Consider the following 21888-nt stretch of genomic DNA (forward strand, 5'->3'; position numbering starts at 1 on the left):
AACACTTCGTTCAGCAGCTGGCTGGCGGTATCGCCAATCACCTGCGCGGCGCCGCGATCGCCTTTGACCATGGAAGCCATAAAGGCTTTTGCCTGTTTAAAGGTGATATGCGGCGGCAGCGGCGCGACCTCAGGATCGGTTTTCCCCTCCAGCACCACTGGCCGGTCGCTGGTTAATGCTTCCTGCCAGGCGCCGCTCAGCTTTTCGGGATCGACAACGTAGATGCCTTTCAAACCGAGCATTTCGGCGAAAGCGGCATAGTGCACGTTGGGGATAGACTGGCTGGCTTCAAAACGCGGGTTGCCTTCCATTACGCGCTGCTCCCAGGTGACCTGATTCAGGTCCTGGTTATTGAACACGCAGACCACCAGCCGTCCGTCGCCCCAGCTCTTCCAGTATTTCTGGATGGTGATCAGCTCCGCCATGTTGTTCAGATGCATCGCGCCGTCGCCGACCAGCGCCACCCCCGGCCGGTTGGGGTAAGCAAACTTCGCGGCCATAGCATAGGGCACCGCCGCGCCCATACAGGCGAGGCCGCCGGCGAGCGTGGCGCGCTGTCCCTGTTTCACCCGATAGTCGCGGGCAAACCAGTTGGCGCAGGAGCCGGAGTCGGAGGTGACGATGGCGTCTTCCGGTAGCAGCGGCGACATCTCCCACACCACGCGCTGCGGGTTGACCGGGCTGGCGGGCGCCATCGCTCTCTCTTCCATCACCTGCCACCAATCCTGCACCTGGCGTGCGATATCCTCCTGCCAACTGCGGTCTTCTTTACGTTTCAGCAGCGGCAGCAGCGCGCGCAACGTTTCCGCCGCATCGCCATGCAGATTCACTTCGCAGGGATAGCGCAGGCCGAGCATTGCCGGATCGATATCGATCTGTACGCCGCGCGCTTTGCCCTCTTCCGGCAGGAACTCGGTCCAGGGGAAGCCGCTGCCGATCATCAGCAGCGTATCGCAGTTTTTCATCATCTCTGATGACGGCTTCGTGCCCAGCAGACCGATGGAGCCGGTGACGAACGGCGCATCGTCCGGCAAGACATCTTTGCCCAGCAGCGCCTTCGCCACGCCTGCACCAAGCAGGTTAGCCGCCTGCACCACTTCTACCGCCGCGCCGCGCGCGCCGGAACCGATCAGAATCGCCACTTTTTTACCGGCGTTCAGCACCTCGGCGGCGCGCAGCAGATCCTCATGGTAAGGGACAATTTTCGGCCGCTGATAGCCGGGGCCGGAGTGAGTAAAGCCGTGCAGATGCTGCGGCGCCTGCCAGGGCTCATCCTGTAAGTCCTTCGGTAGGATCAGCACCGCCACGCCGTTTTGCGCTTTGGCGATGCGCACGCCGCGATCGACCAGATGCTGTACCTGCGCCGGGGCCGCCGCCCGCGCGAACCGGCCCAGGCTCACCCGCCCGAAGATGACGGCCAGCGGATAGAAGATCAGGCCGATGCCGATGCAGGCGAGCGAGATCAGCGCCACATAGTGCAGCAGCACCCCCGCCGCGCTGGCCCCCGCCGTCAGCCCCACCCCGATCGACAGGGCGAAGACGCCCAGCGGCGCCGCCTTCAGCACCCAGCGGACGATGACGATCATCGTCTCGCCCACCGCCTCGAAGAAGGTGATCAGCGGAACCCGCAGCCGTTCCGGCAGGCCCGACGCCGCAAAGCCGAAGAAGACCGCGAACACCACCATGCCCAGGATGGCGTCCTCGGCCGCAGCGCGGATCGGGTTGGACGGGGCGATGGTCTTCAGGAACTCGCTAAACGGCGCGCCGGCGCCCAGGCCCTCAGCGCCCTCGGGCTTGATCGCCAGCAACAGGCGCGCGCCCTCCGGATCGATCGGCCACAGGGCGTGCAGCCCATAGGCGGCCGCCACGGCATAGACGGTCGCAAAGACGATCAGCCCTCCGAACCACGACACCGCCTTCAGCGCCAGCCGCCCGGTCCGCGCCGCATCCGCGATGGAGGCGATGCCCGTCACCAGCAGGCTGAACACCAGCGGGATGATCGTCATCCTCAGCGCATTCAGCCACAGCTGGCCCAGCGCCTGAATGAAGTCCGCCGTGACATGGCCGCCCGGCAGACCCCACGCCTGCGCCGCCGCCCCGGCCAGCAGGCCCAGCACAAGCGACAGCAGCACCATCGTGCTGAGGGAGGTCAGAAAGGAGCGCGCCGATTTCATGACGGCCACGCTAGCAGCCGCCGCGCCGCGCGCCAGCGGAAATCAACCCTCTTACCTCGTCACCCTCGGGCTTGTCCCGAGGGCCCAGCGTTCCTCTTGGCTTGGCGCGGGATGTGGAGGGCAGGTATGAAAACGACGCGCCCTTGAGCTTGCAGCCGCCGTGTGCCCTCGGGACAAGCCCGAGGGTGACGGTGTTGGACCGCAGCGCCCTACTTCGGCGCGCCCGAGTTGGCCGGGTCCAGCGGCAGGCCCGCCGCCTGACGCGCCTTCATCACCCGCAGCCAGCCGTGCATGGCCTCTGAATCCAGCCCGTGCATCATCAGCCGATAGCCCGCCTGCAGCGTCGACAGCGCCACCAGCGGATGGCCGTTCTTGACGAAGGCCATATGATAGCTCGTGCCCAGGATGCGGGCGATATAGATGGCCATCACCTCGTCCAGTTGCAGCGAACTGGACGCCCGCACGAAGTCGTCGCGCGGCAGCATCAGCGCATAGATCGGGGTGTAGAACTCCACCGCCGTCTGCACGTCGACGAAGTTGTGCCACTTGCGCGGAAACTCCTCGAACGGCGGAAACGCGTCCGAGATCATGGAGAAGTCGATCCGCTCGGGCGGCATCAGCTCCCGCCCTTCGGCGCGCAGGACGGCGTTCATCTCGATGACGAAGTTGAAGATGTTCAGGTCGTGCTGAAGGAACAGGTCCGGCTCGATGTCCTTCAGCCGCGTCGGCGTCAGCGGCCACTTCGTCACCTTGTCGCCCACGCCCGCGTTCTCGCGCACGAAGGCGGTCAGCTCGGACCCAACGTGGAAGTGCCGCAGGATCACCCGATTGCCCTCGGGCGTCACAAAGGTCCGCAGGCCCCAGTGGATGGTCTTGTGCAGCAGGCCGTTCAGGTTCGGGTATTTCGGCGAAATGACCCGCAGCACCTTCACCAGACAGAAGAACAGGAACACCAGCGGCCGCGCCACCGGGAACAGCCAGCGCCGCGACCGCGACCGCGCCCCCAGCAACAGATCGCGCTTGGCCCCGTCGTCGATCGGCAGGCTGTGGTCCAGATACAGCGCCATCCACGGATCGGGATCCTTGGGGTCGAACCGCGCGGGGTCGAACGGATCCTCCCCCGGCTTGTAGTATCTCACGCCGCGATCTCCTCGATCTGCAGGGCGTAGAGCCGAGCCGTCACCTTGGCCGTCGTGACGATGCGTTCGGCGATGAAGGGATCGGGCAGGACCATGCCCAGCATCTCCTCGAACTCCTTCATATGCTCGGCATCGTTGTCGCCGTGATACAACAGGAAGCGCACCGCCTCATCGGGCAGTTCCAGCCGCTCCTGCACCTTCAGGCCCCACGGCCGCGCCTTGATCGAGCCCAGCCCCTCGATGACGAACATGGCGCCCAGCAGGCCGAAGGGATCGGGCTTGGACGCCTCATGGAACATCCAGGCCGACAGGGCCTCGGACCCCACATTCTTCGGCGCCGACTGAATGTCGTCCAGCGCCCCGCCCGCCGCCACGAAGTCGGCCTCCAGCAGGCGGAAGTCGCGATGCTCCGTCACCGCATGGCGCATCAGGGTCGAGCGCAGCTCCAGATGATCCTCGCCGATGTTCGACGCCGCCCGGCTCATCCACAGCGCCCCGTCCTTCACCTGCTGGCGCAGGTTGATCAGAAAGGCGTGGTAGTCGGCCAGTTCGAACCGCCCCCGCGTCAGCTTGCGGATCAGCGGCGTCGCCTCCAGCCGCTGTTCGAAATCGGCGAAGACAACCGCCAGCTTCCGTAGGGTGTCGGCGACCGCCGCCTCGGCCAGTTGTTCCGCCATCACACAATCTCCAGCATCATGAAGCCGATCATCGCCCGCCCGCTCTCGGGCACGATGCACAGCACCTTGTCTCCGCGCTTTCCGCGTCCCGACTTCAGGAAGGCGTCCAGCATGACCCAGATCGAGGCCGAGCCGACATTGCCGCTGTCAGCCAGGGTCGTGAACCACTTCTCTTCGGGGATCATGGCGGCCGTGCTTTCCAGCAGGCCGACGATCTCCTCGCGCAGCGACCGTGCGGAGTAATGACACAGCAGATGGTCGACCTGAGCGGGCACGATCCGCCCGGCGTCCACCTTCTCCAGCCAGACGCCGATCCAGGCGCGAATGACGATCTTCAGCAGTTCAAAGTCCTGCAACAGCGCCACCGCCCCCGCCGCATGGGCGGCCACAGGGCCTGCGTGGCTCCAGGCGCTGGTCATGTCGGCCCGCGCTTCCGGCGTCGACCCGGCCCACATGCAGGGATCGAAGCGCCCGGCCAGCGAGGTCATGTCGATCCACTCGACCTTCAGGCTCAGGCCCTCAGGCTTCGGCCTCGGCTCCATCACCACGGCGCCCGCCCCGTCCGACAGGGTGAAACGCAGGAAGTCCGCCTCGATCCGCGCCCGCCCCTTCTCGTCCACCAGCGCCGTGCCCTCATAGAAGGCGGGCCGGAACCAACGCGAGGAAAACTCGCCCGCACAGGCGGCGGCCACGTCCGCCTCGCCCGCGCGCACGCTCAGCCACGCCCCCTTGGCCGCCATCAGGGCGCTGGCGCAGACCGACTGATAGCTGAACGCCTCCAGCGGCCCGGCGCCCAGTTCGGCCTGAACCGCGCTGGCGTGACCGGGCACCAGATAGTCGCCCTGCGTCGCCGCCGCGCCCAGATGCTGCAAATCGCCGAGGCTCAGCCCCGCCTCATCCAGCGCCGCCCGCACCGCCCCGGCGCACATGGATGCGTTGGAATGCAACGGCGCCCCGTCAGCATCCAGGGCGTAGTGCCGCCCCTCGATCCCGTTCCAGCGCAGGGCGCGTCGCCCGACGGCGGACGCCCGCCCGCCGATGCGGCCGATGAAGTCCTCCATCCGATCGTTGCCGATCCGCTCGCCGGGCAGGACGGCGCCGGTCCCGGTGATGAAGACGTCGCGAAGCTCACTCATGGCGCGGAGCTTGGCGACCCGCCCCGCTTCGCACAACCCAGAAACTGCCGTTTCAAAAGCAGAAAGGGCGACGGACCGAAGTCCGCCGCCCTCTCATCAACCTGAAATCAGGCCCGTCTTAGAACGGACGATAGTTGAAGCTCAGGAAGAAACGACGTCCGAACAGGTCGAAGTTGTCCGAAGTCGTATTGCCCAGCCAGCGCGCCGGCTCGGCGTCGAAGGCGTTCACCACGCCCGCGCGGATCGTCAGGTTGTCCCGCGCCGCCCAGCGGACCGAGAAATCGTGCTGAGAGAAGTCGCCCGTCTCTAGGTACTTCGAGGTGGCATACAGGTCCGGATTGGAGCGCATGTTGTCGACGTCGAAGATTTCCTGGCTCGCCTGCCAGTCCCAGGCCCAGGTGAAGGCCAGGGTCGAAGTCGGCTCCCAAGTCATGGTCGACAGGAAGCGCACGCGCGGGTCACCAACCGTGTCTTCGTTGATGTCCGCGTCTGTCGGATCCTCGATGTTGACGAAGTCGTGCTGCTCAATCAGCCAGTTGCCGCGGATCGCGTGGCTGAACGCCCCCCAGTTGCGACCGAAGAACTCCGGCAGGTCCGTGCGGTAGGAAACCGTGAAGTCCACGCCTTTGGCCGTCAGCGCCGCATAGTTCAGCGAACCCTGAACGAAACTCGTGACCAGGAAGGACGTGGCGTCGCGGGTCTGGGTGGCGCAGGCGCCGGTGTTCACAGCGTCACCGTTCACGCACTGATTGGCCGCATCCTGAGCCGTCACCGAGTCGATCGCATCGCTGATCTCGATGTCGTAGTAGTCCATTACGACCTGCAGGTTCGGCAGCAGGAAGTCCGGGGTCCAGACGCCGCCAACCGTGAAGCTCTCGGAGGTTTCGGGCTTCAGCAAGCGGTTGCCGCCCGCCAGACCGGAAACCGAGCCGCTGCCATAGTTGGGCAGATAGGCGTTGGCGGCGGACGGATCTGCAAAGCTCAGATCCAGCCCCGCAGCCTTGGCCAGGGCGCCGCAGTTGGCGATACGGTTGGTGGCGATTGAGCGATCGGCAAGGTTGTTGATGACCGTGGCGCTGCAGGGGTCGATGAAGCCGTTTGCGAAGGTCTGGCTGTAGGGATCATGCGTCTCGGCCAGGTTCGGAACGCGGATCGCGGTCGCGGTGGTGGCGCGGAACATGAACTGATCGACCGGACGCCATTGGAACTGGGCGCTGTAGGTGTCCTGCTTGCCGACGTGCGAATAGTCAGAGAAGCGATAGGCGCCGCTGATCTCGGCCGAACGCCCCAGGACAGAGTCGCGCAGCAGCGGAATGCTGACTTCGGCGAAAATGTCATTGGTGTCGTAGCTGGCTTCCGGGAAATCCGGACCCGCGTTCAGAAACAGGAAGCGACCCGCGCGATCACGGTCACGGCCGGTGCCGCTGGTAATTTCCTTGCGGTACTCATACCCGATCGACGCGCCGATCGGACCGGCGCCCCAGAAGTCCCACAGCTTGCCCGACGCATAGGTCATGAAGTCGTGCTGTTTGTTCTGGTCGGTGACCGTGACCGAGGCCTGGATGTAGTCCAGGGCTTCCTGGCTGAAGCCGCCCGGACCAAAGACGCGGATCGGCGCGCACTCGTCGATGACCGCGCCCTGACGCGAGTAGGTGGTGGTCACACCGCCGCTGGTCACGCTTGCGTCCGGCACGGCGATGCCCCGCGCCTTCATCAGCTGCACGCGGCAGACGACCTCGCCCGCGCGGCCGTTGACCAGGCCCGCGGTATCAACCACAGCGTCCACGGCGGCCTGATAGCGAACGACGTCCACGCCCAGTTCGCGGTTCTTGTTGTTCATCTCGCCATAGGTGTAGCCGGCTTCCCAGTTGACGTCCTTGACGAAACCGATGTCGCCCAGATCACCGCGCAGACCAATGACATAGCGCTGAAGATCGCGGTTGTTCAGCTGGTTGCGGGCCGGGCCGTATAGCTTGTGCTGGGCGCGCGCATCGGCGACGTTGCCCGTCAGGACGCCGGCCGAGTTGAAAACGTCGCGACGATTGTTCCGGATCGCAGTACGCACGTTCTCCGGCAGATAGGCGTTGTCCAGACCGATCTCGAACGCCGAGGTGCTGGTGATGGCGCCCATGGTGTTCGGCGCCAACTGTCGAATATTGAAGTCATGGAAGACGCGCTGGCCGGCGTCATAGGTTTCTTCTTCGACATACTTGGCTTCGGCGAACAGCTGGATGTTGTTCGTGATGTCGAAATTCAGGCCGGTCTGGAAGCGATAGTTGGTCGATTCCGGCAGGCGGCTGGCCTGGCCCTGCTCGGTGTTCAGCAGCTGGCCCTCGCCGCCGTTGCTGACGACGCGGTTGATGCCCGTGCCCTGACGGATCGTGCCGAAGGTCACGCCGCGCGACACGCCGTTGTCGTCATAGAGATAGGCGTTGTCGAGACGATTGTCGGGCGCCAGGGCGAAGCAGTTGGCGGCGAAGGACGTCGACGAGCAACTGCCGAACGGCACATCCGGATCGCCGGCCGGGCTGGGCTTCACGCCGGTGGCCAGGATGGTCATGCCGCCGAGATTGGTGCCGCGGATGTAGGTGCGGGCGTTGCGGATCAGGATCTGGTCCGGCACCCCGTCCGACGACGCCGAGGCCGGATCGGAATCGTTGCCGATCAGGGCCCACGACTCACGACGCCAGTCGACGTCCGCGTCCAGCACCTCATCGCTGCGCTGATACTCGCCCGACACGTAATAGTTCAATCGGTCGTTCAGAAGGTTCTGGCCCCACAGCACCGACAGGCGTTGGCTGAGCTGGTGGTCCTGGTTGACCTCGGCGATCGAGCCGTCAATCTCCAGCCCGTCAAAGTCCTTGCGCAGAACGAAGTTGACCACGCCCGAAACGGCGTCCGCGCCGTAAACGGCGGCGGCGCCGCCGGTGATCACTTCCGTACTGGCGACCAGCAGACGCGGAATGGTGTCGACGTCCACCGACAGACCTCCAGGCGTCGAACCCACATGGCGACGTCCGTCGACCAAGGTCAGAGTGCGCACCGACCCGAGGCCGCGCAGGCTCAGCAGCGACAGACCGCCGTCGTTCAGGTTCGAGCCGGTGGTGTCTTCCGGCACGACCGAGGTCGACAGAGCGGGGATATCGGCCAGGAAGTCGATGACGTTGACCTGCCCCGATTGCATCAGCTCTTCTTGGCCGATCTGGATAAGCGGCGTGGGCGAGTTGGTCGGGCTGCGGCGGATGCGCGAGCCCGTGACCACGATCTCATCGACCTGGCTCACCTGTTCTTCTTGGGCGTAGGCGGCGTTCGGCGCGAGGGCCATGCCGCCGGCGATCGCCATCCCGGCGATCAGCGTCGATCCCAACAGTTTGTTTTTGCTGAGCATTCTTTAATTTTCCTAGACGCGCCGCAGAACCCCTCGTTCCCAGCGCACGTCTTTTCCGCTCAGAAACCGCGCTTGCGCAACAAATTAAGTCAAAATAGCGACGGTATATTGCTCATTGCCCCACAAGTGAAACATTTTCGCCATATTCTGACACGCGCAAAGGTTGGAAGGCGTGGCCGCTGATCCCCTCCAACCACATGGTCGGCAATAAAAAAGGCGGCGGACCGAAGTCCGCCGCCCTCTCCTCAACCTGAAATCAGGTCAGACCTTAGAAGGACTTCGTGAGGTTCACGAAGGCCGTCCGGCCCAGGTAGTCGTAGCCCGAGTACAGCGGGGCGTTGCCGACCCGGTTGTGCACGCCCGACGAGACGACGGGGGGATCTTCGTTCAGCAGGTTGCGAACGCCGGCCGTAACCGTCCAGCCGTCAGCCGTGTACTGAACCGAGGCGTTGTGCTGGAAGTAGTCGTCAACCGCCAGGTCGTACTGGCTGGTCGCCGGATCTTCTTCATAATAGGCATAGCTGTCCATGCCCTTGATCCACTCAACGCCGTAGCGCACGCGCCACTTGTCCCAAGCATAGGACAGGTCAGCCGTACCGGTGAACTCCGGCGTGTTGACCATGCCCTTGTAGTCTTCCAGCGGGTCGTCAGCGAACAGCTTGTTCGAGACTTCCGTGTACTGGGTGACAGCCAGGTTGAACAGCGCCGTGCCCGGACCGACGTCCTTGCGGTAGCGCACGGTGTAGTCCAAGCCCTTGACGATGTCGGTGGCCAGGTTGACGTAGCCGTTCTGGACCGTCAGCGCGAAGGTGTCCTTGTCACGCTCCAGCAGCGAGCAGAAGCCCACGCCGGCGTTGAAGTCTTCTGCGCTGGAGTCGTAGCAACGCTCCATGATGTTGGTCGCGCCGTATTGCGACACGCCGTTCTCGACTTCGATCTCATAGTAGTCGACGGCGAAGGCCAGATCGCCCCACGACATCGGCAGCGGCGGTTGCAGCACCAGACCGATGGTCATGTTGGTCGAGGTTTCAGCCGCCAGGTTGGCTTCAGCGCCGCCCTTGCTGATGACCGTGATGCCGTTCTTCGAGTTGAAGCCCGACGGCAGGCCGGCAGCCTTACAGTTGGCGGCGCGGTTCGGGCTGACGTCTTCGCCGGTGTAGTCGTTGCAGACGTCTGCGCCGGCCGACAGGAAGCCGGTGGTGGCGCCGACGAACTGCTCGAACAGCGCCGGGGCGCGGTAGGAGGTGCCGTAGGTGCCGCGAACCGTGACCCAGTCGATCGGGCGGTAGACCAGGCCGACCTTGTAGGTCGTGTCGTCGCCGTAGGAGTCGTAGTCCGTGTAGCGGAACGAGGCGTTCAGCGTCAGTTCCTTGGCGAACGGCTGGTCACGCAGCAGCGGCGCTTCGATTTCGCCGAAGACTTCCCACACCGAGTCGGTGCCGCGCGTGATGGCGGCGGTCGAGTAGTTGTAGGTGTTGCCGATCTGCGAATCGAGGGCGGGCGTGTCGTCGATTTCCGACTCGCGCCATTCCGCACCGAAGAAGCCCATCACCTTGCCGGCCGGCAGGTCGAACAGCGGGCCGTCCAGGCCCAGGCTGACGATCTTCTCTTCGAACTCGGTGATGCCCTTGACCGGACGGAAGACGTAGTCGACCCAATCCTTCGGCAGCACGCCGCCGATGGTTTGCGACGTCAGGGCCGGAGCCGCGACGCAGCCCGGGTTCGAAGCCAGTTCACGGCATTGGAAGCCGCCGGCGCCGTTGCTGACAACATCCAGGCTTTCCGACAGACGATCCGTCAGGAACTGCTGGCTGGTGTATTCCGAACGCGACTTGGAATAGCTGGCCGCCAGGTCATAGCGCCATTCCGGGATGAAGAAGTCACCCTTGATGCCGACGACGTTGCGGTTGAAGCGCTGCTCCTGGTGCGAGCGGTCGTTGCCGAAGCCGATGAAGGCGCGGACGCCGACGGGCTTGCCCTTGCTCAGGCCTTGGTCGCCCGAGAAGGTGCTCCAGGCCAGGTTAGCCGGGATCAGCGGGCTGTCCTTGGCGTAGTCCAGGGCCAGCTGGCGGTAGCCGGTCTGCGAGGACTCGCGGACGTTCAGCAGGAATTCGCCGTAGACTTCAGCATTGCCCAGAGCGTTCAGCTGATAGCCGCCTTCACCGTAGATGGTGGTGATTTCGACCGGCGAAATCAGCGACTTGTTCAGCATCCGGTCGTCGAAGGTGTCGCGGATGTTGACGTTCTGCGCGACCAGGCCTTCAGGCTTATTGCGGTCGTTCAGATAGGCGCCGCCGACGCCTTCAAAACCGACCAGGCCCGTCGCCGCGCCCGCGTTCGGACGCCAGCGGTCGAAGTAGGCGCCGTTGGCCAGGGCCGTCGAGGACACGCCTTGAGCGAAGACCAGGTCCGGACGCAGGGTGGCGCCCGTCAGGCTGGCCGTCAGCGCGTCGGACGTCAGGGCGCCCGTGCCGATGGTGTTGATCGACGAACCGTTCGAACCCGTGCCGGTGATCGGATAGCACTTCGACATGCCGGTCAGCGGGTCGATGAAGTCGCGGCCGTTGCGGCGGCCGTCGGTCTGGCAGCGCGTGAACTCGCGGTCGCGCAGGGTCAGCTCGTCGCGCTCATAGCGTTCGATCGAGCCGGCGGCGCGCCAGCGGTCGCCACGGGCGCCGGCCGTCAGCGACAGACGGGTCGAACCGCCGTTGCCGTTGGCTTCCAGCGGCTCGTTGCGCTGGGCTTCGAAGATCAGGCCTTCGAAATTCTTGCGGGTCTGGATGTTGACCACGCCGGCCACGGCGTCCGAGCCGTACACCGACGAGGCGCCGTCACGCAGGACTTCGACGCGGTCGATCATGGCGGTCGGCAGCACGTTCAGATCGGCCGAGCCGACCGAGCCGCGCGAACCGGCGGGCGAGACGCGACGACCGTTCAGCAGCACCAGGGTGCGGCTCGGGCCCATGCCGCGCAGGCCGATGGTGTTGGCGCCGGGGCCGCCGTCCGTGACGTAGCCGCCGTAGGCGCTGGTGATCTGCGAGGTGCCGCCCGTGACGGCCGTGCTCTGCAGCGCTTCCGTGGTCGAGGCGAAGCCTTGCAGGGTCGCTTCTTCGCGCGTCACAACCTGAGTGGGCGAAGGCGCGTTATAGTTGTCGCGACGGATGCGCGAACCGACGACGACGATTTCGTCGACTTGGGTCGCTTCCTGGTCAGTATTCGAAGCGCTTTGAGCAAGCGCCGTCCCCGGAATAAGCATGGCCATCGACAGTGCAGCAGCGCCAGCCGCCATCGTCGTGCCCAGCAGGTAGTCTTTACGAGTGCGCATAAGCCTCTGTGTACCTGTTAATTGTTACTGAACATCACATCGTTCTATGAACGACGCTGAAAACCAATGTTCGTCATTACGCTTCTTGGCTGTGGCAATGGCTATGGCTGGCTCGTCATAGCATCAACCTATTTCTTTCAAAAAATCATTGTTAGGGCAAATTATGAGGCATTTTTGACGCGCAAACGCCGAGTTCAAACCGTTATTTTGTCCCTTTTCACCACATTTTGCCCAAATATGTTCTCAATAAGTCTGTCTAGCCACATTTAAGGCGACGCTTGATCTGAAACATGGCGACCTGAAGATCAACCTGTGGTCGCAGGAAGACAGAGCTAACCGCCCTCCCCGCCTCGCCACGCTCTAGCGCCTTGCGCGCGCGCGCATTACCTTGATGTTCATGGCCCGTTCTCCCACGAAATCGACCAAGCCCGTTCACACGCCCAATCCGGGTCTCAGCGAGGCGCCGGTCGCCTTCGACCACGGCCGCGCGCCGATGTTCGCGCCCGTAAACGGCCCGCGTCTGACGCCCGAGGAGGCGCCCGCCGCCCCTGCCGACTGGGTGCCCCACCGCCCCGACCGGCCGACGAACAAGAAGCGCGTTCCTTTCCGGCTGGAGACCCGCTACCAGCCCGCCGGCGACCAGCCCTCGGCCATCACCGAGCTCGTGACTCAGGCGGACGAGGGCGATCGCGAACAGGTGCTGCTGGGCGTCACCGGCTCGGGCAAGACCTTCACCATGGCCAAGGTGATCGAACAGACCCAGCGCCCGGCCCTGATCCTGGCCCACAACAAGACGCTGGCGGCCCAGCTCTATTCCGAGTTCAAGGCCTTCTTCCCCGACAATGCGGTCGAGTATTTCGTCAGCTACTACGACTACTACCAGCCCGAGGCCTACGTCCCGCGCACCGACACCTACATCGAGAAGGACTCGTCGATTAACGAGCAGATCGACCGGATGCGCCACGCCGCCACCCGTGCGATTCTGGAGCGGGACGACGTCATCGTCGTCGCCTCGGTCAGCTGCATCTACGGCATCGGCTCGGTCGAGACCTATACCGCCATGACCTTCGGCCTGAAGGTCGGCGACCAGATCGACGAGGCCAAGCTGCGCGCCGACCTCATCGCCCTGCAGTACAAGCGCAACGACGTCCACTTCGAGCGCGGCATGTTCCGCAAGCGCGGCGACACGCTGGAGATCTTCCCCGTCCACCTCGAGGACCGCGCCTGGCGCATCAGCCTGTTCGGCGACGAGATCGAGGCCATCGACGAGTTCGATCCCCTGACCGGCAAGAAGACCAATGCGCTGGACGAGGTCACGGTCTACGCCGCCAGCCACTACGTCACCCCGCGCCCGACCCTCAATCAGGCCGTCAACGGCATCAAGGCCGAGCTGAAGGAGACGCTCGACTGGATGGTCGAGAACGGCAAGCTGCTGGAGGCTCAGCGCCTCGAACAACGCACCCGCTTCGATCTGGAGATGATGGAGGCCACCGGCTCCTGCGCTGGCATCGAGAACTACAGCCGCTGGCTGACCGGCCGCGCGCCGGGCGAGCCGCCGCCGACCTTCTTCGAATACATCCCCGACAACGCCCTGCTGTTCGTGGACGAGAGCCACGTCACCGTCGGCCAGATCGGCGCCATGTTCCGCGGCGACTACCGCCGCAAGTCGACCCTGGCCGAGTACGGCTTCCGCCTCCCCTCCGCCATCGACAACCGCCCGCTGAAGTTCGAGGAATGGGACGCCATGCGGCCCCAGACGGTCTTCGTCTCGGCCACCCCCGGCGCCTGGGAGCTGGACAAGACCGGCGGCGTCTTCACCGAACAGGTCATCCGCCCCACCGGCCTGATCGACCCCCCGGTCGAGATCCGCCCCGTCTCCGGCGCCACCCGCAACCAGGTCGACGACGTCATCGACGAAGTGAAGGCTGCCGCCCGCGCCGGCTACCGCTCCCTGGTCACCACCCTGACCAAGAAGATGGCCGAAGACCTGACCGAATACATGCACGAACAGGGGGTGCGCGTCCGCTACATGCACTCCGACATCGACACGCTGGAGCGGATCGAGATCCTGCGCGACCTGCGGCTCGGTTCATTCGACGTGCTGATCGGCATCAACCTGCTGCGCGAGGGCCTCGACATTCCCGAGTGCGGCCTGGTCGCCATCCTCGACGCGGACAAGGAGGGCTTCCTACGCTCGGAAACCTCCCTGATCCAGACCATCGGCCGCGCGGCGCGCAACGTCGACGGCCGCGTCATCCTCTACGCCGACCGCATGACCGGCTCGATGGAGCGCGCCATCGCCGAGACCGACCGCCGCCGCGAGAAGCAGCAGGCCTACAACCTCGAACACGGCATCACGCCCGAGACGGTCAAGCGCGACATCAAGGAGATCCTCGAAAGCCCCTATGAGTCCCGCGACCTGGACCGCCTGACCCGCCCCGGCGTCGCCGAGGAGGCCAAGCCCTTCGTCGGCTCCAACTTCCAGGCCGCCCTCAAGGACCTAGAAGGCAAGATGCGCGAGGCCGCCGCCAACCTCGAGTTCGAGGAAGCCGCCCGCCTGCGCGACGAGATCAAGAAGATGAAGCTCCTCGACCTCGAATTCGCCAACGAAGCGCTAACGGGCGCGGGCGAAGAGGTCGACAAGTCAGCCCCGAAGCGCTGGCGCAAGGAGGCGGCGGCGGAGAAGGCCGAGGCGTTCAGGAAGGGGCGGTAAGGGTTCTCGCTTTCGGCCGCCCTTCATCCCCGATTCATAAGGCCCGGTTCATGAGGCTTGCGGGCAACATGGCGGCGCGCCCTCGAGCTTGGCCGCAAAATGGGATGCGACCTTGCGGCGAAAATGCGGCATGGTGCGTTAAGGAGAGACGCCGATGACCAAGTCCAGCAATGAATCCGACGCCCGCGCCGCCCTGCGCGTGGTCTCCTCGCCGGAAGCCGAGGTCTATGACCTGATGCGCGCGCCCGAAACCACCGCCGAACGGGTCAAGCGCCTGCAGGCCGAAGCCCGCGCCCTGGCGCTCGAACAGGTCGAGGCCCTCGAGGTCGCCCTGTGCAAGGCCGCCGACATGGCCAAGGAGATCGCCGACGGCGGCGACGCCTATCCCGTCGGCGCCCGCGAACTGGCCGCCCGGCTGGTCCAGGATCTGCCCGCCAAGGCCGAGACCATGAAGGCCATCGTAGCGAAGAGTCATCCTTGATTTAAGGGCGCTACCGCTCGCCGCGCGGCGGCTCGCTGCTTGAGCGCGCGAAGCGCAAAGCCGCGTCGGGTCGAGCCGAAGGGCGGCGCGGAACAGCCAGAAGGCGGATCCTTCTGACCGCGCGGCCCGCTACGACCCCACCACATCCTCGTACTCGGGATGGCGTTTCAGCCAGGCGACCGCGTAGCTGCAATGCGGGATCAGGGTCAGCCCCTCGGCGCGGGCGTGCTCGGCCAGGGCCTGCATGAAGCGGCCCGCCGCCCCCGCGCCGCGCAGGGCCGGGTGGGCCTCGACATGCAGGATGACGCGGGCGTGGCCGCGCACCGCATACTCTGCCCAGACGGGATGCTCGGCCCCGTCCGCGTCGGCGAACATCTGCTGGAAGCGGCGGTCGGCGGCGTGGTCTTTGAAGTCGGGCACGGCGGCTCCTCCCGGGAACGGTTCAGCTCAGGCCGGCCGGTCGGTCAGCAGGGCCATCAGACCCAGAACGCTTTTCACCGTGAACCAGATCGACACCAGCAGCAAAAGAAGCCCGAACAGCAGAAGGAACGGAATCCCGATCAGGAAGGCCGAGGCCACGGCGCTGACCGCCACCAGCACCCACAGGACAGCGCTGATCCAGAACACCGACCAGAACAGCCTGATCTGCGCCTCGACGTGCTGGGCCGCCAGCCCCGTCGCCGAGCCCCGGTTCACATAGGCCAGCACCAGCCCGACCAGCACCAGCAGGTTCGCGCTGGGGATCGACAGAATATAGAGAATCCACGCCACCACGGCGCCGTCTCGGCCCGCGACGGGCGCGGCGGTGTTCTGATCGCTCATGACGGCGAACCTTTCAGTAGAAGAGACGACGCGGCTCGGCGATGGGGCGCCCGGTCAGCAGATCCTTCAGGCCCAGGGCGCCGCGCACGATGGTCCACACCGCCATGACAAACAGGACGAAGACCCCGACGTTGACCAGAATCAGCACCGCCCCGGCGATGATGGCGACCACCGCCGCCAGAAGGGTCCGCTGCTGGAAGACGAAGTGGCTGCGCAGCACCGGATCGGCGGGCGCGGGTCGACGCCATACGCGCAGCAGGCCGATCGCCGCCGCCGCGCCGAAGGTCGGCGCCGCCAGCAGGATCAGGGCGTAACCCGCATAGAGACCCGTCAGATCGGCCGAGACCTCGCCGCCGCTGTTGCTGCTGTAATCGCCGGACTGAACCATCGGAACCTCTTGTCAGGCCGGGATGATGGCGGGACGGACGATCCCGCGCAACCGGCCTCAGCGGGAATAGGCGACTTCGCAGGCGGCGGCCGCCGCATCGGGAATGGCGCCGGGCTTCTCGACCCGCACGACGACGTTCAGCACGCGCGGATCGGCCAGGCAGGCGACGGCCGTGCGCTCGGCGAAGGTCTCGATCAGGGCGATGTGCGGCCCCGCCGCCAGCTCGCGCACGATGCGGGCCACGCCGTCATAGTCCAGCGTATCGGCCAGCCGCTCGACCGGCGCGGCGCCCAGGTCCAGCTCGACGTCCACCACCAGGGGCTGCAGCCGCCCATGCTCATGATCATAGAAGCCGATGGAGGCCTCGACTTTCAGGGCGCGCACCATGACCTTCAGGCCCAGGCGGCGCGGTTCGACGGACGGCAGGGGGGTGACGACGGCGCTCAAGACCAGGTCTCCGGCGGCAGAAGATCATTGATGCTGAAATCGGCCCGGTCGCACCAGGCGCCCAGCTCCCAGGCCCGCTCCGCCTCGGTCAGACCGCGCGTCAGGACGGTGTTGGTCGGCGTCTCCTCGACGGCCAGCTCGGCCAGGCGGAAGGGCAGGCCTTCGGCTTTGAGGATGGCTTCCAGCTTGCGCCACAGGGCGATGACCAGGGCCTCGGTCGTCGGATCGCCGTCCACGGTCAGCACCTGGTTCAGGCGATGCGGCTCGTGCTGCTGGAACCAGGCCAGCAGGGGGTCGGCGCGGTTCAGCTGGAAGGCGTGATCCAGGCTGCGGTCGACGAAACCGTGCCAACGCGCCTTCAGCCGCTCGAACGAGGCCGCGTGGTTGGAGCCGCCGAAGGCGATCTCGGCCGTCGGCTCCAGCGTCACCGTCACGAACTCATTGTGTCCATGCGGCACGGCGCATTTCGACCCCGCATCGGCGATCAGCCGGTGCGCCATCGAGAAGCGGCGAGTGAAACGGACAGCGGGCATGAAGGCCTCAGGATGAATGGCGGCAGCTAAAGCACCAACCTATCGGCAAATAAAGGTCATGTGACGACGAACGCCCTTGGGCGAACCGCCTCAGGCGAACTCCAGATCGCGGTCGCGGCGGGTCAGGCCGGCGCCGGCGTCCACCACCAGGTTCTGCCCCGTCAGGCTGCGCGCCGTCAGGATGAAGGTCAGGGCGGCCGCCAGATCCTCGACCGCCACCGGCCGCTTCAGCGGCGTGGCCTCGGCCCCCGCCTGATAGTCGGCTTCAGGCCATCCGGCGGAAGGCAGGGTCAGACCCGGCGCGATGCCGCAGACGCGGATGCGCGGCGCCAGGGCCAGCGCCAGGGCGCCGGTCATATGGGCGATGCCCACGCGGCTGACGGTATAGGAGAAGAAGTCCGGGTTCGGCGCCGTGACCTTATAGTCCAGCATATTGACCACCACGCCCTCGTCCCCGTCCGGCAGGCGCGCGGCGAAGTCGCGGATCAGGGCCAGGGGCGCCAGGACGTTGACCTCGTGATGAAGGCGCAGATCCGCCTCCTGGAAGGTCTCCAACTGGTCATAAACGAACAGGGAAGCGTTGTTGACCAGCGCCCGCAACGGCCCGAAGGCGGCGGCCTGATCCATCAGGGCGGCGCGCCCCCCGGCGTCCGTCAGCTCGGCCTGAACGGCGACGGCGCGCCGTCCCATGGCCTCGATGGCCTGGACCACGGCCTGCGCGCCTTGCGCGTCCGAGCGATAGTGGACAACGACGTCATGGCCCGCCTGGGCCGCCGCCTTCGCCAGCACCGCCCCGATCCGGCGCGAGGCGGCCGTGACCAGCGCCACGCCCCTCGAAGGGGCGTCACCCGACCTGGGCTCAGTCAACCCGGCCGAACTCGAAGTAGTTGAAGGCGGCGACGACGGCGATGAAGGCGAAGATGGTGGCGATGGCCAGCATGATGGGTCTCCTGTTCCGCCCCCGAATAGGGGCAAGCGCGCCCCTGTTCAAGCCATGGCTCAGTCGTCAACGACCATGCCGGGCGGAGGCGGCGACAAGGTCTGCGGACATTGCGGCTGACTTTCAAAGTGCGCGCGATAGTCGGCGAAGGGGACGGGGAAGGCCATCTCCTCTCGGCGAGCCTCCAAGTCTTCGACACTCTCGATCGGATAGGGCCGCCATTTGCCGTTGTCGCAACGAAACTGCGTCCCATAGCGCTGGGGACGTCCCTCGGATGTCGCCAAGCGATCAAACATCATGGCGTAGCTCTGACCGTCGATCTCTCCCGTCGCGACCAGCGGCTCCAGTACGGGAAGGAAACGCCGCCACAGACCCTCGTCCGAGTGCTGGATAATGTGGAAAGCGGCCGCAGAGGCTTTGTCGCCATATCGACTTTTCAGGAACCAGCCTTCGGGCGGCGTCATCGCCAGAAGCGCCTGCTGATTTTCCTGGTCCACCGCTTCGATCGCTGCTCCCGCAGCTCGAACCGCCGCCATACGCTCCGTGTCCGGTATGCGCGAGAAATCCAAGCGGACAATGACCTGCCGTCCCGCCTGATCCAACTCCCCCATCCGCTCCAGGCGCGCCCTGTCGTCAGGCGCCGTCCCAAGGACGGCGTGCCGCGCTCGCACCTCTTCAATCGCCATGCTCACTGGCGCGATGATCTCCTGCGTCTCAGGCGAAAGCGCCTGAAGTTGAAGCCCCAACATGACCGCCGCCAGCAACATCGTCGCCCCCCGTTCCTCTTCATAGCAGACTACCACAAGCCATGGTGCGCCCTACCATCCGCCATGCCATGCTTGCCGAATGACCACCTGGCGCACTCGCATCGAACCCTTCACCCGGCCGCTGTTCTTCGCTTGGTCGCGAATGAGCCGGGGGATGACGCTGGGCGTGCGCGGCGCCGTGGTCGACGGCGAGGGCCGGGTGTTGCTGGTCAAGCATACGTACTTGGAAGGCTGGTGGCTGCCCGGCGGCGGGGTGGACAAGGGCGAGACGACGCAAGCCGCCGTCATCCGCGAACTGCGCGAAGAAGCCGGACTGATTGTCCGGGGCGAGCCGCGCCTCTTGTCGGTTCACTCCAACGAACGCTTCTTTCCGGGGGATCACGTGCTGGTCTTTCGCATCGACGCCTTCGACCTGACCGAGCGGACCAGCCACGGCGAGATCGCCGAGATCGGCTGGTTTCACCCCGACGCCCTGCCCGAAGACACGACCCGCGCCACCCGCGACCGTCTGGCCGAGATCTTCGGCGGCGCCGCGCCTGATCCGAACTGGTGAGATCGCCGATGCAGCTTCCCGTCCTCGCCCTGCTGGCCATGATCCTGGGCGGCGCCGCCACCGCCCTGCAGGGACCGACCAATGCGCGGCTGGCCAGCGCCGTCGGCTCGCCGGTCAATGCGGCGCTCGTCTCCTTCTTCGTGGGAACAGTCGCCCTGGCCCTCGTCGCCGTGACGCTGCAGGCCCGGCCGGACGTGCAGGCGATGAAGGCCCTGCCTGCCTGGGCATGGCTGGGCGGCCTCTACGGCTGCGTCTTCGTGGTGGCCGCCGCCTGGGGCGTGCCCAAGATCGGCGTGGCGCTGACCATCACCCTGATGGTGGCGGGCCAGCTGGCGCTGAGCCTGATCCTCGACCATTTCGGCGTCATGGGCGTGCCGCAGCAGCCGATCAGCCTGACCCGCGTCGCCGGAGTGCTGCTGGTGATCGGCGGGGTGCTTCTGGTCCGGCGCGGCTGAGCCTATATCCCGGCTGATGACCGACCCGACGCCCGACATTCCGGAGACGCCCGACTCGCAGGCGAACGCCCTTCCGCTTCAGGCCGCCGAACTGATCGCGGACGAGGCCCGGCGCGCGCCCGACAAGCCCGGCGTCTATCGCATGTACGGCGAGGACGGCGCCTGCCTCTATGTCGGCAAGGCCAAGTCGCTGAAGAAGCGCGTGGTCCAATACGCGCAAGGCCGCTTCCACACCCAGCGCATCGGCCTGATGGTGTCGCTGACCCGCGCGATGGAGCTGGTCGTCACGGCGTCCGAGACCGAGGCCCTGCTGCTCGAATCGAACTTCATCAAGAAGTTGAAGCCTCGATTCAACGTCCTTCTGCGCGACGACAAGTCCTTCGCCGAACTGATGATCCGTCGCGACCACCGCGCGCCTCAGGTCAGGAAGCATCGCGGCGCCCATACGATTCCCGGCGACTACTTCGGCCCCTTCGCCTCGACCTGGGCGGTCAACCACACCCTGAACACGCTTCAGAAGGCCTTCCTGCTGCGGTCCTGTTCGGACAGCGTCTATGAGACGCGCACCCGCCCCTGCATGCTGCACCAGATCAAGCGCTGCTCGGCGCCCTGCACCGGCCTGATCAGCCTTGAGGACTACGGCGATCTGGTCACGGAGGCGGAGCAGTTCCTGCGCGGCAAGTCGCGCGCCGTCATCGGCCGCCTGTCGCAGGAGATGCAGGCGGCGTCCGACGACCTCGACTTCGAGACCGCCGCCCGCGTGCGCGACCGCATCCGCGCCCTGTCGGCCATCGCCATGGAGAACAGCGTCAACGCCGAGGGCGTGGCCGAGGCCGACGTCTTCGCCCTGCACGCCGAGGGCGGCCAGGCCTGCGTCCAGGTCTTCTTCTATCGCGCGGGCCAGAACTGGGGCGGCCGGGCCTATTTCCCGCGCGTGGACAAGACCGACAGCGACCCGGAAATCCTCGCCGCCTTCCTGGGCCAGTTCTATGAGGACAAGCCGGTCCCGCGCCTGATCCTGTCCAACGTCCGCCCGCATGAGCTGGAGCTGCTGGAGGAAGCTTTCAGCATGAAGGCCGAACACAGGGTCGAGATCGCCCGCCCCCAGCGCGGCGGCAAGGCCAGCCTGGTCGACCACGCCCTGACCAACGCCCGCGAGGCGCTGGGCCGCAAGCTGGCCGAAAACTCGGCCCAGTCGAAGATTCTGGACGAGGTGTGCGAGGCCTTCGGCCTGGACGCCCGGCCCGAGCGGATCGAGGTCTATGACAACGCCCACATTCAGGGAACGAACGCCGTCGGCGGCATGATCGTCGCGGGGCCCGACGGCTTCCGCAAGAACCAGTACCGCAAGTTCAACATCAAGGGCGAAGACCTGGCCCCCGGCGACGACTACGGCATGATGAGCGAGGTCATGCGCCGCCGCTTCGGCAAGCTGGTCAAGGACGAGGAGGCCGGAGAGGCGGTCGAGCGCCCCGACCTGCTGCTAGTCGACGGCGGGGCGGGCCAGCTGGCCGAGGTGCTGGCCGTCATGGCCGACCTGGGCGTCGACGACATCGCCGTGGTCGGCGTGGCCAAGGGGCCGGACCGCGACGCGGGCAAGGAGCATTTCTTCATGCCCGGCAAGCCGCCCTTCATGTTGCCGCTGAAGAGCCCGGCGCTCTACTATATCCAGCGGCTGCGCGACGAGGCGCACCGCTTCGCCAACGGCGCCCACGCCAAGCGCCGCTCCATGGACATCAAGAAGAACCCACTGGACGAAATCGAAGGCGTCGGGCCGGGACGCAAGAAGGCCCTGCTGCACGCCTTCGGCTCGGCCAAGGGGGTCAGCCGCGCCTCGGTCGCCGATCTGGTCAAGGTGGACGGCGTCAGCCAGGCGCTGGCCGAACGCATCCACGGCTTCTTTCACAAGTCGTGAAGGACGCCGATTTCGGGTTGAGCGACCAACCGTCG

The 21888-nt window shown here is 65.8% G+C and carries 19 protein-coding genes; 5 read left to right on the forward strand and 14 right to left on the reverse strand.

Annotated features, from left to right (window positions below; all coding sequences use genetic code 11):
- The 6 genes from B2Y21_RS12575 to B2Y21_RS12600 all read right to left on the reverse strand — a co-directional run.
- The coding region (locus B2Y21_RS12575; protein WP_292060208.1) for a thiamine pyrophosphate-requiring protein at positions 1-2174 on the reverse strand (2174 nt) is incomplete at its 3' end.
- 209 nt (positions 2175-2383) lie between these two features.
- Positions 2384-3313: a DUF6999 family protein gene (locus tag B2Y21_RS12580; RefSeq protein WP_292060209.1), complete on the reverse strand. Its 930-nt coding sequence runs from the start codon at positions 3311-3313 to the stop codon at positions 2384-2386.
- On the reverse strand, positions 3310-4050 hold the full coding sequence (locus tag B2Y21_RS12585; RefSeq protein ID WP_292060210.1) for an iron-containing redox enzyme family protein: 741 nt from the start codon (positions 4048-4050) through the stop codon (positions 3310-3312). Before B2Y21_RS12585 ends, B2Y21_RS12580 begins: the two co-directional genes overlap by 4 nt.
- Positions 3990-5126 (reverse strand): beta-ketoacyl-ACP synthase III, encoded by a 1137-nt coding sequence (locus tag B2Y21_RS12590; RefSeq protein WP_292060211.1) that lies wholly within the window; start codon positions 5124-5126, stop codon positions 3990-3992. The genes B2Y21_RS12585 and B2Y21_RS12590 overlap by 61 nt, the downstream gene beginning before the upstream one ends.
- Positions 5127-5244: 118 nt before the next feature.
- Positions 5245-8514: a TonB-dependent receptor domain-containing protein gene (locus B2Y21_RS12595; protein WP_292060212.1), complete on the reverse strand. Its 3270-nt coding sequence runs from the start codon at positions 8512-8514 to the stop codon at positions 5245-5247.
- Positions 8515-8782: 268 nt separating this feature from the next.
- Positions 8783-11839, reverse strand: coding sequence for a TonB-dependent receptor domain-containing protein (locus B2Y21_RS12600; protein ID WP_292060213.1), 3057 nt, complete (start codon positions 11837-11839; stop codon positions 8783-8785).
- Positions 11840-12236: 397 nt separating this feature from the next.
- On the opposite strand from B2Y21_RS12600, the gene uvrB reads away from it, so the two are divergent.
- Positions 12237-14552, forward strand: coding sequence for an excinuclease ABC subunit UvrB (gene uvrB / locus B2Y21_RS12605; protein WP_292060214.1), 2316 nt, complete (start codon positions 12237-12239; stop codon positions 14550-14552).
- A 154-nt stretch (positions 14553-14706) separates the two neighbouring features.
- Positions 14707-15033 (forward strand): hypothetical protein, encoded by a 327-nt coding sequence (locus B2Y21_RS12610; RefSeq protein WP_087138999.1) that lies wholly within the window; start codon positions 14707-14709, stop codon positions 15031-15033.
- 129 nt (positions 15034-15162) lie between these two features.
- On the opposite strand, the gene B2Y21_RS12615 is transcribed toward B2Y21_RS12610, so the two are convergent.
- The 8 genes from B2Y21_RS12615 to B2Y21_RS12650 all read right to left on the reverse strand — a co-directional run bounded on the left by B2Y21_RS12615 (position 15163) and on the right by B2Y21_RS12650 (position 18930).
- Positions 15163-15453 carry a GNAT family N-acetyltransferase gene (locus tag B2Y21_RS12615; protein ID WP_292060215.1) on the reverse strand — a complete coding sequence of 97 codons (291 nt, stop codon included), beginning with the start codon at positions 15451-15453 and terminating at the stop codon, positions 15163-15165.
- A 27-nt stretch (positions 15454-15480) separates the two neighbouring features.
- Complete coding sequence (locus tag B2Y21_RS12620) at positions 15481-15855, reverse strand: hypothetical protein (RefSeq protein ID WP_292060216.1); 375 nt, start codon at positions 15853-15855, stop codon at positions 15481-15483.
- A 13-nt stretch (positions 15856-15868) separates the two neighbouring features.
- Complete coding sequence (locus tag B2Y21_RS12625) at positions 15869-16243, reverse strand: serine/threonine protein kinase (protein ID WP_292060217.1); 375 nt, start codon at positions 16241-16243, stop codon at positions 15869-15871.
- A gap of 57 nt (positions 16244-16300) precedes the next feature.
- Positions 16301-16690 carry a dihydroneopterin aldolase gene (folB, locus tag B2Y21_RS12630; RefSeq protein ID WP_292060218.1) on the reverse strand — a complete coding sequence of 130 codons (390 nt, stop codon included), beginning with the start codon at positions 16688-16690 and terminating at the stop codon, positions 16301-16303.
- Complete coding sequence (locus B2Y21_RS12635) at positions 16687-17223, reverse strand: 6-pyruvoyl trahydropterin synthase family protein (protein WP_292060219.1); 537 nt, start codon at positions 17221-17223, stop codon at positions 16687-16689. The genes folB and B2Y21_RS12635 overlap by 4 nt, the downstream gene beginning before the upstream one ends.
- A 90-nt stretch (positions 17224-17313) precedes the next feature.
- Positions 17314-18051 (reverse strand): SDR family oxidoreductase, encoded by a 738-nt coding sequence (locus tag B2Y21_RS12640; protein ID WP_292060220.1) that lies wholly within the window; start codon positions 18049-18051, stop codon positions 17314-17316.
- Positions 18052-18082: 31 nt separating this feature from the next.
- Positions 18083-18214: a hypothetical protein gene (locus tag B2Y21_RS12645; RefSeq protein ID WP_003166112.1), complete on the reverse strand. Its 132-nt coding sequence runs from the start codon at positions 18212-18214 to the stop codon at positions 18083-18085.
- An 8-nt stretch (positions 18215-18222) separates the two neighbouring features.
- A complete protein-coding gene (locus B2Y21_RS12650; RefSeq protein ID WP_292060221.1) occupies positions 18223-18930 on the reverse strand; it encodes a DUF6624 domain-containing protein in 708 nt (235 codons plus the stop codon).
- Positions 18931-19009: 79 nt separating this feature from the next.
- Here B2Y21_RS12650 and B2Y21_RS12655 point away from each other — a divergent pair, with 79 nt between their 5' ends.
- The 3 genes from B2Y21_RS12655 to uvrC are packed head-to-tail and all read left to right on the forward strand — an operon-like array spanning position 19010 to position 21853.
- On the forward strand, positions 19010-19483 hold the full coding sequence (locus B2Y21_RS12655; protein ID WP_292060222.1) for an NUDIX domain-containing protein: 474 nt from the start codon (positions 19010-19012) through the stop codon (positions 19481-19483).
- An 8-nt stretch (positions 19484-19491) separates the two neighbouring features.
- Positions 19492-19938: a DMT family transporter gene (locus B2Y21_RS12660; protein ID WP_128115044.1), complete on the forward strand. Its 447-nt coding sequence runs from the start codon at positions 19492-19494 to the stop codon at positions 19936-19938.
- Positions 19939-19954: 16 nt separating this feature from the next.
- Positions 19955-21853, forward strand: a complete 1899-nt coding sequence (gene uvrC, locus B2Y21_RS12665) for an excinuclease ABC subunit UvrC (protein ID WP_292060223.1) — start codon at positions 19955-19957, stop codon at positions 21851-21853.
- Positions 21854-21888: the final 35 nt, after the last annotated feature.

The sequence above is a fragment of the Brevundimonas sp. UBA5936 genome, from assembly GCA_002430835.1.
Classification (GTDB): Bacteria; Pseudomonadota; Alphaproteobacteria; order Caulobacterales; family Caulobacteraceae; genus Brevundimonas.

Bases quoted from the DNA above. Each gene is read 5' to 3' on its own strand.
- B2Y21_RS12595 (WP_292060212.1), bottom strand. From the start codon at position 8,514: ATGCTCAGCAAAAACAAACTGTTGGGATCGACGCTGATCGCCGGGATG.
- B2Y21_RS12620 (WP_292060216.1), bottom strand. From the start codon at position 15,855: ATGAGCGATCAGAACACCGCCGCGCCCGTCGCGGGCCGAGACGGCGCC.
- B2Y21_RS12635 (WP_292060219.1), bottom strand. From the start codon at position 17,223: ATGCCCGCTGTCCGTTTCACTCGCCGCTTCTCGATGGCGCACCGGCTG.
- B2Y21_RS12590 (WP_292060211.1), bottom strand. From the start codon at position 5,126: ATGAGTGAGCTTCGCGACGTCTTCATCACCGGGACCGGCGCCGTCCTG.
- uvrB (WP_292060214.1), top strand. From the start codon at position 12,237: ATGGCCCGTTCTCCCACGAAATCGACCAAGCCCGTTCACACGCCCAAT.
- B2Y21_RS12655 (WP_292060222.1), top strand. From the start codon at position 19,010: ATGACCACCTGGCGCACTCGCATCGAACCCTTCACCCGGCCGCTGTTC.
- B2Y21_RS12650 (WP_292060221.1), bottom strand. From the start codon at position 18,930: ATGTTGCTGGCGGCGGTCATGTTGGGGCTTCAACTTCAGGCGCTTTCG.
- uvrC (WP_292060223.1), top strand. From the start codon at position 19,955: ATGACCGACCCGACGCCCGACATTCCGGAGACGCCCGACTCGCAGGCG.
- B2Y21_RS12625 (WP_292060217.1), bottom strand. From the start codon at position 16,243: ATGGTTCAGTCCGGCGATTACAGCAGCAACAGCGGCGGCGAGGTCTCG.
- B2Y21_RS12660 (WP_128115044.1), top strand. From the start codon at position 19,492: ATGCAGCTTCCCGTCCTCGCCCTGCTGGCCATGATCCTGGGCGGCGCC.
- B2Y21_RS12600 (WP_292060213.1), bottom strand. From the start codon at position 11,839: ATGCGCACTCGTAAAGACTACCTGCTGGGCACGACGATGGCGGCTGGC.
- B2Y21_RS12610 (WP_087138999.1), top strand. From the start codon at position 14,707: ATGACCAAGTCCAGCAATGAATCCGACGCCCGCGCCGCCCTGCGCGTG.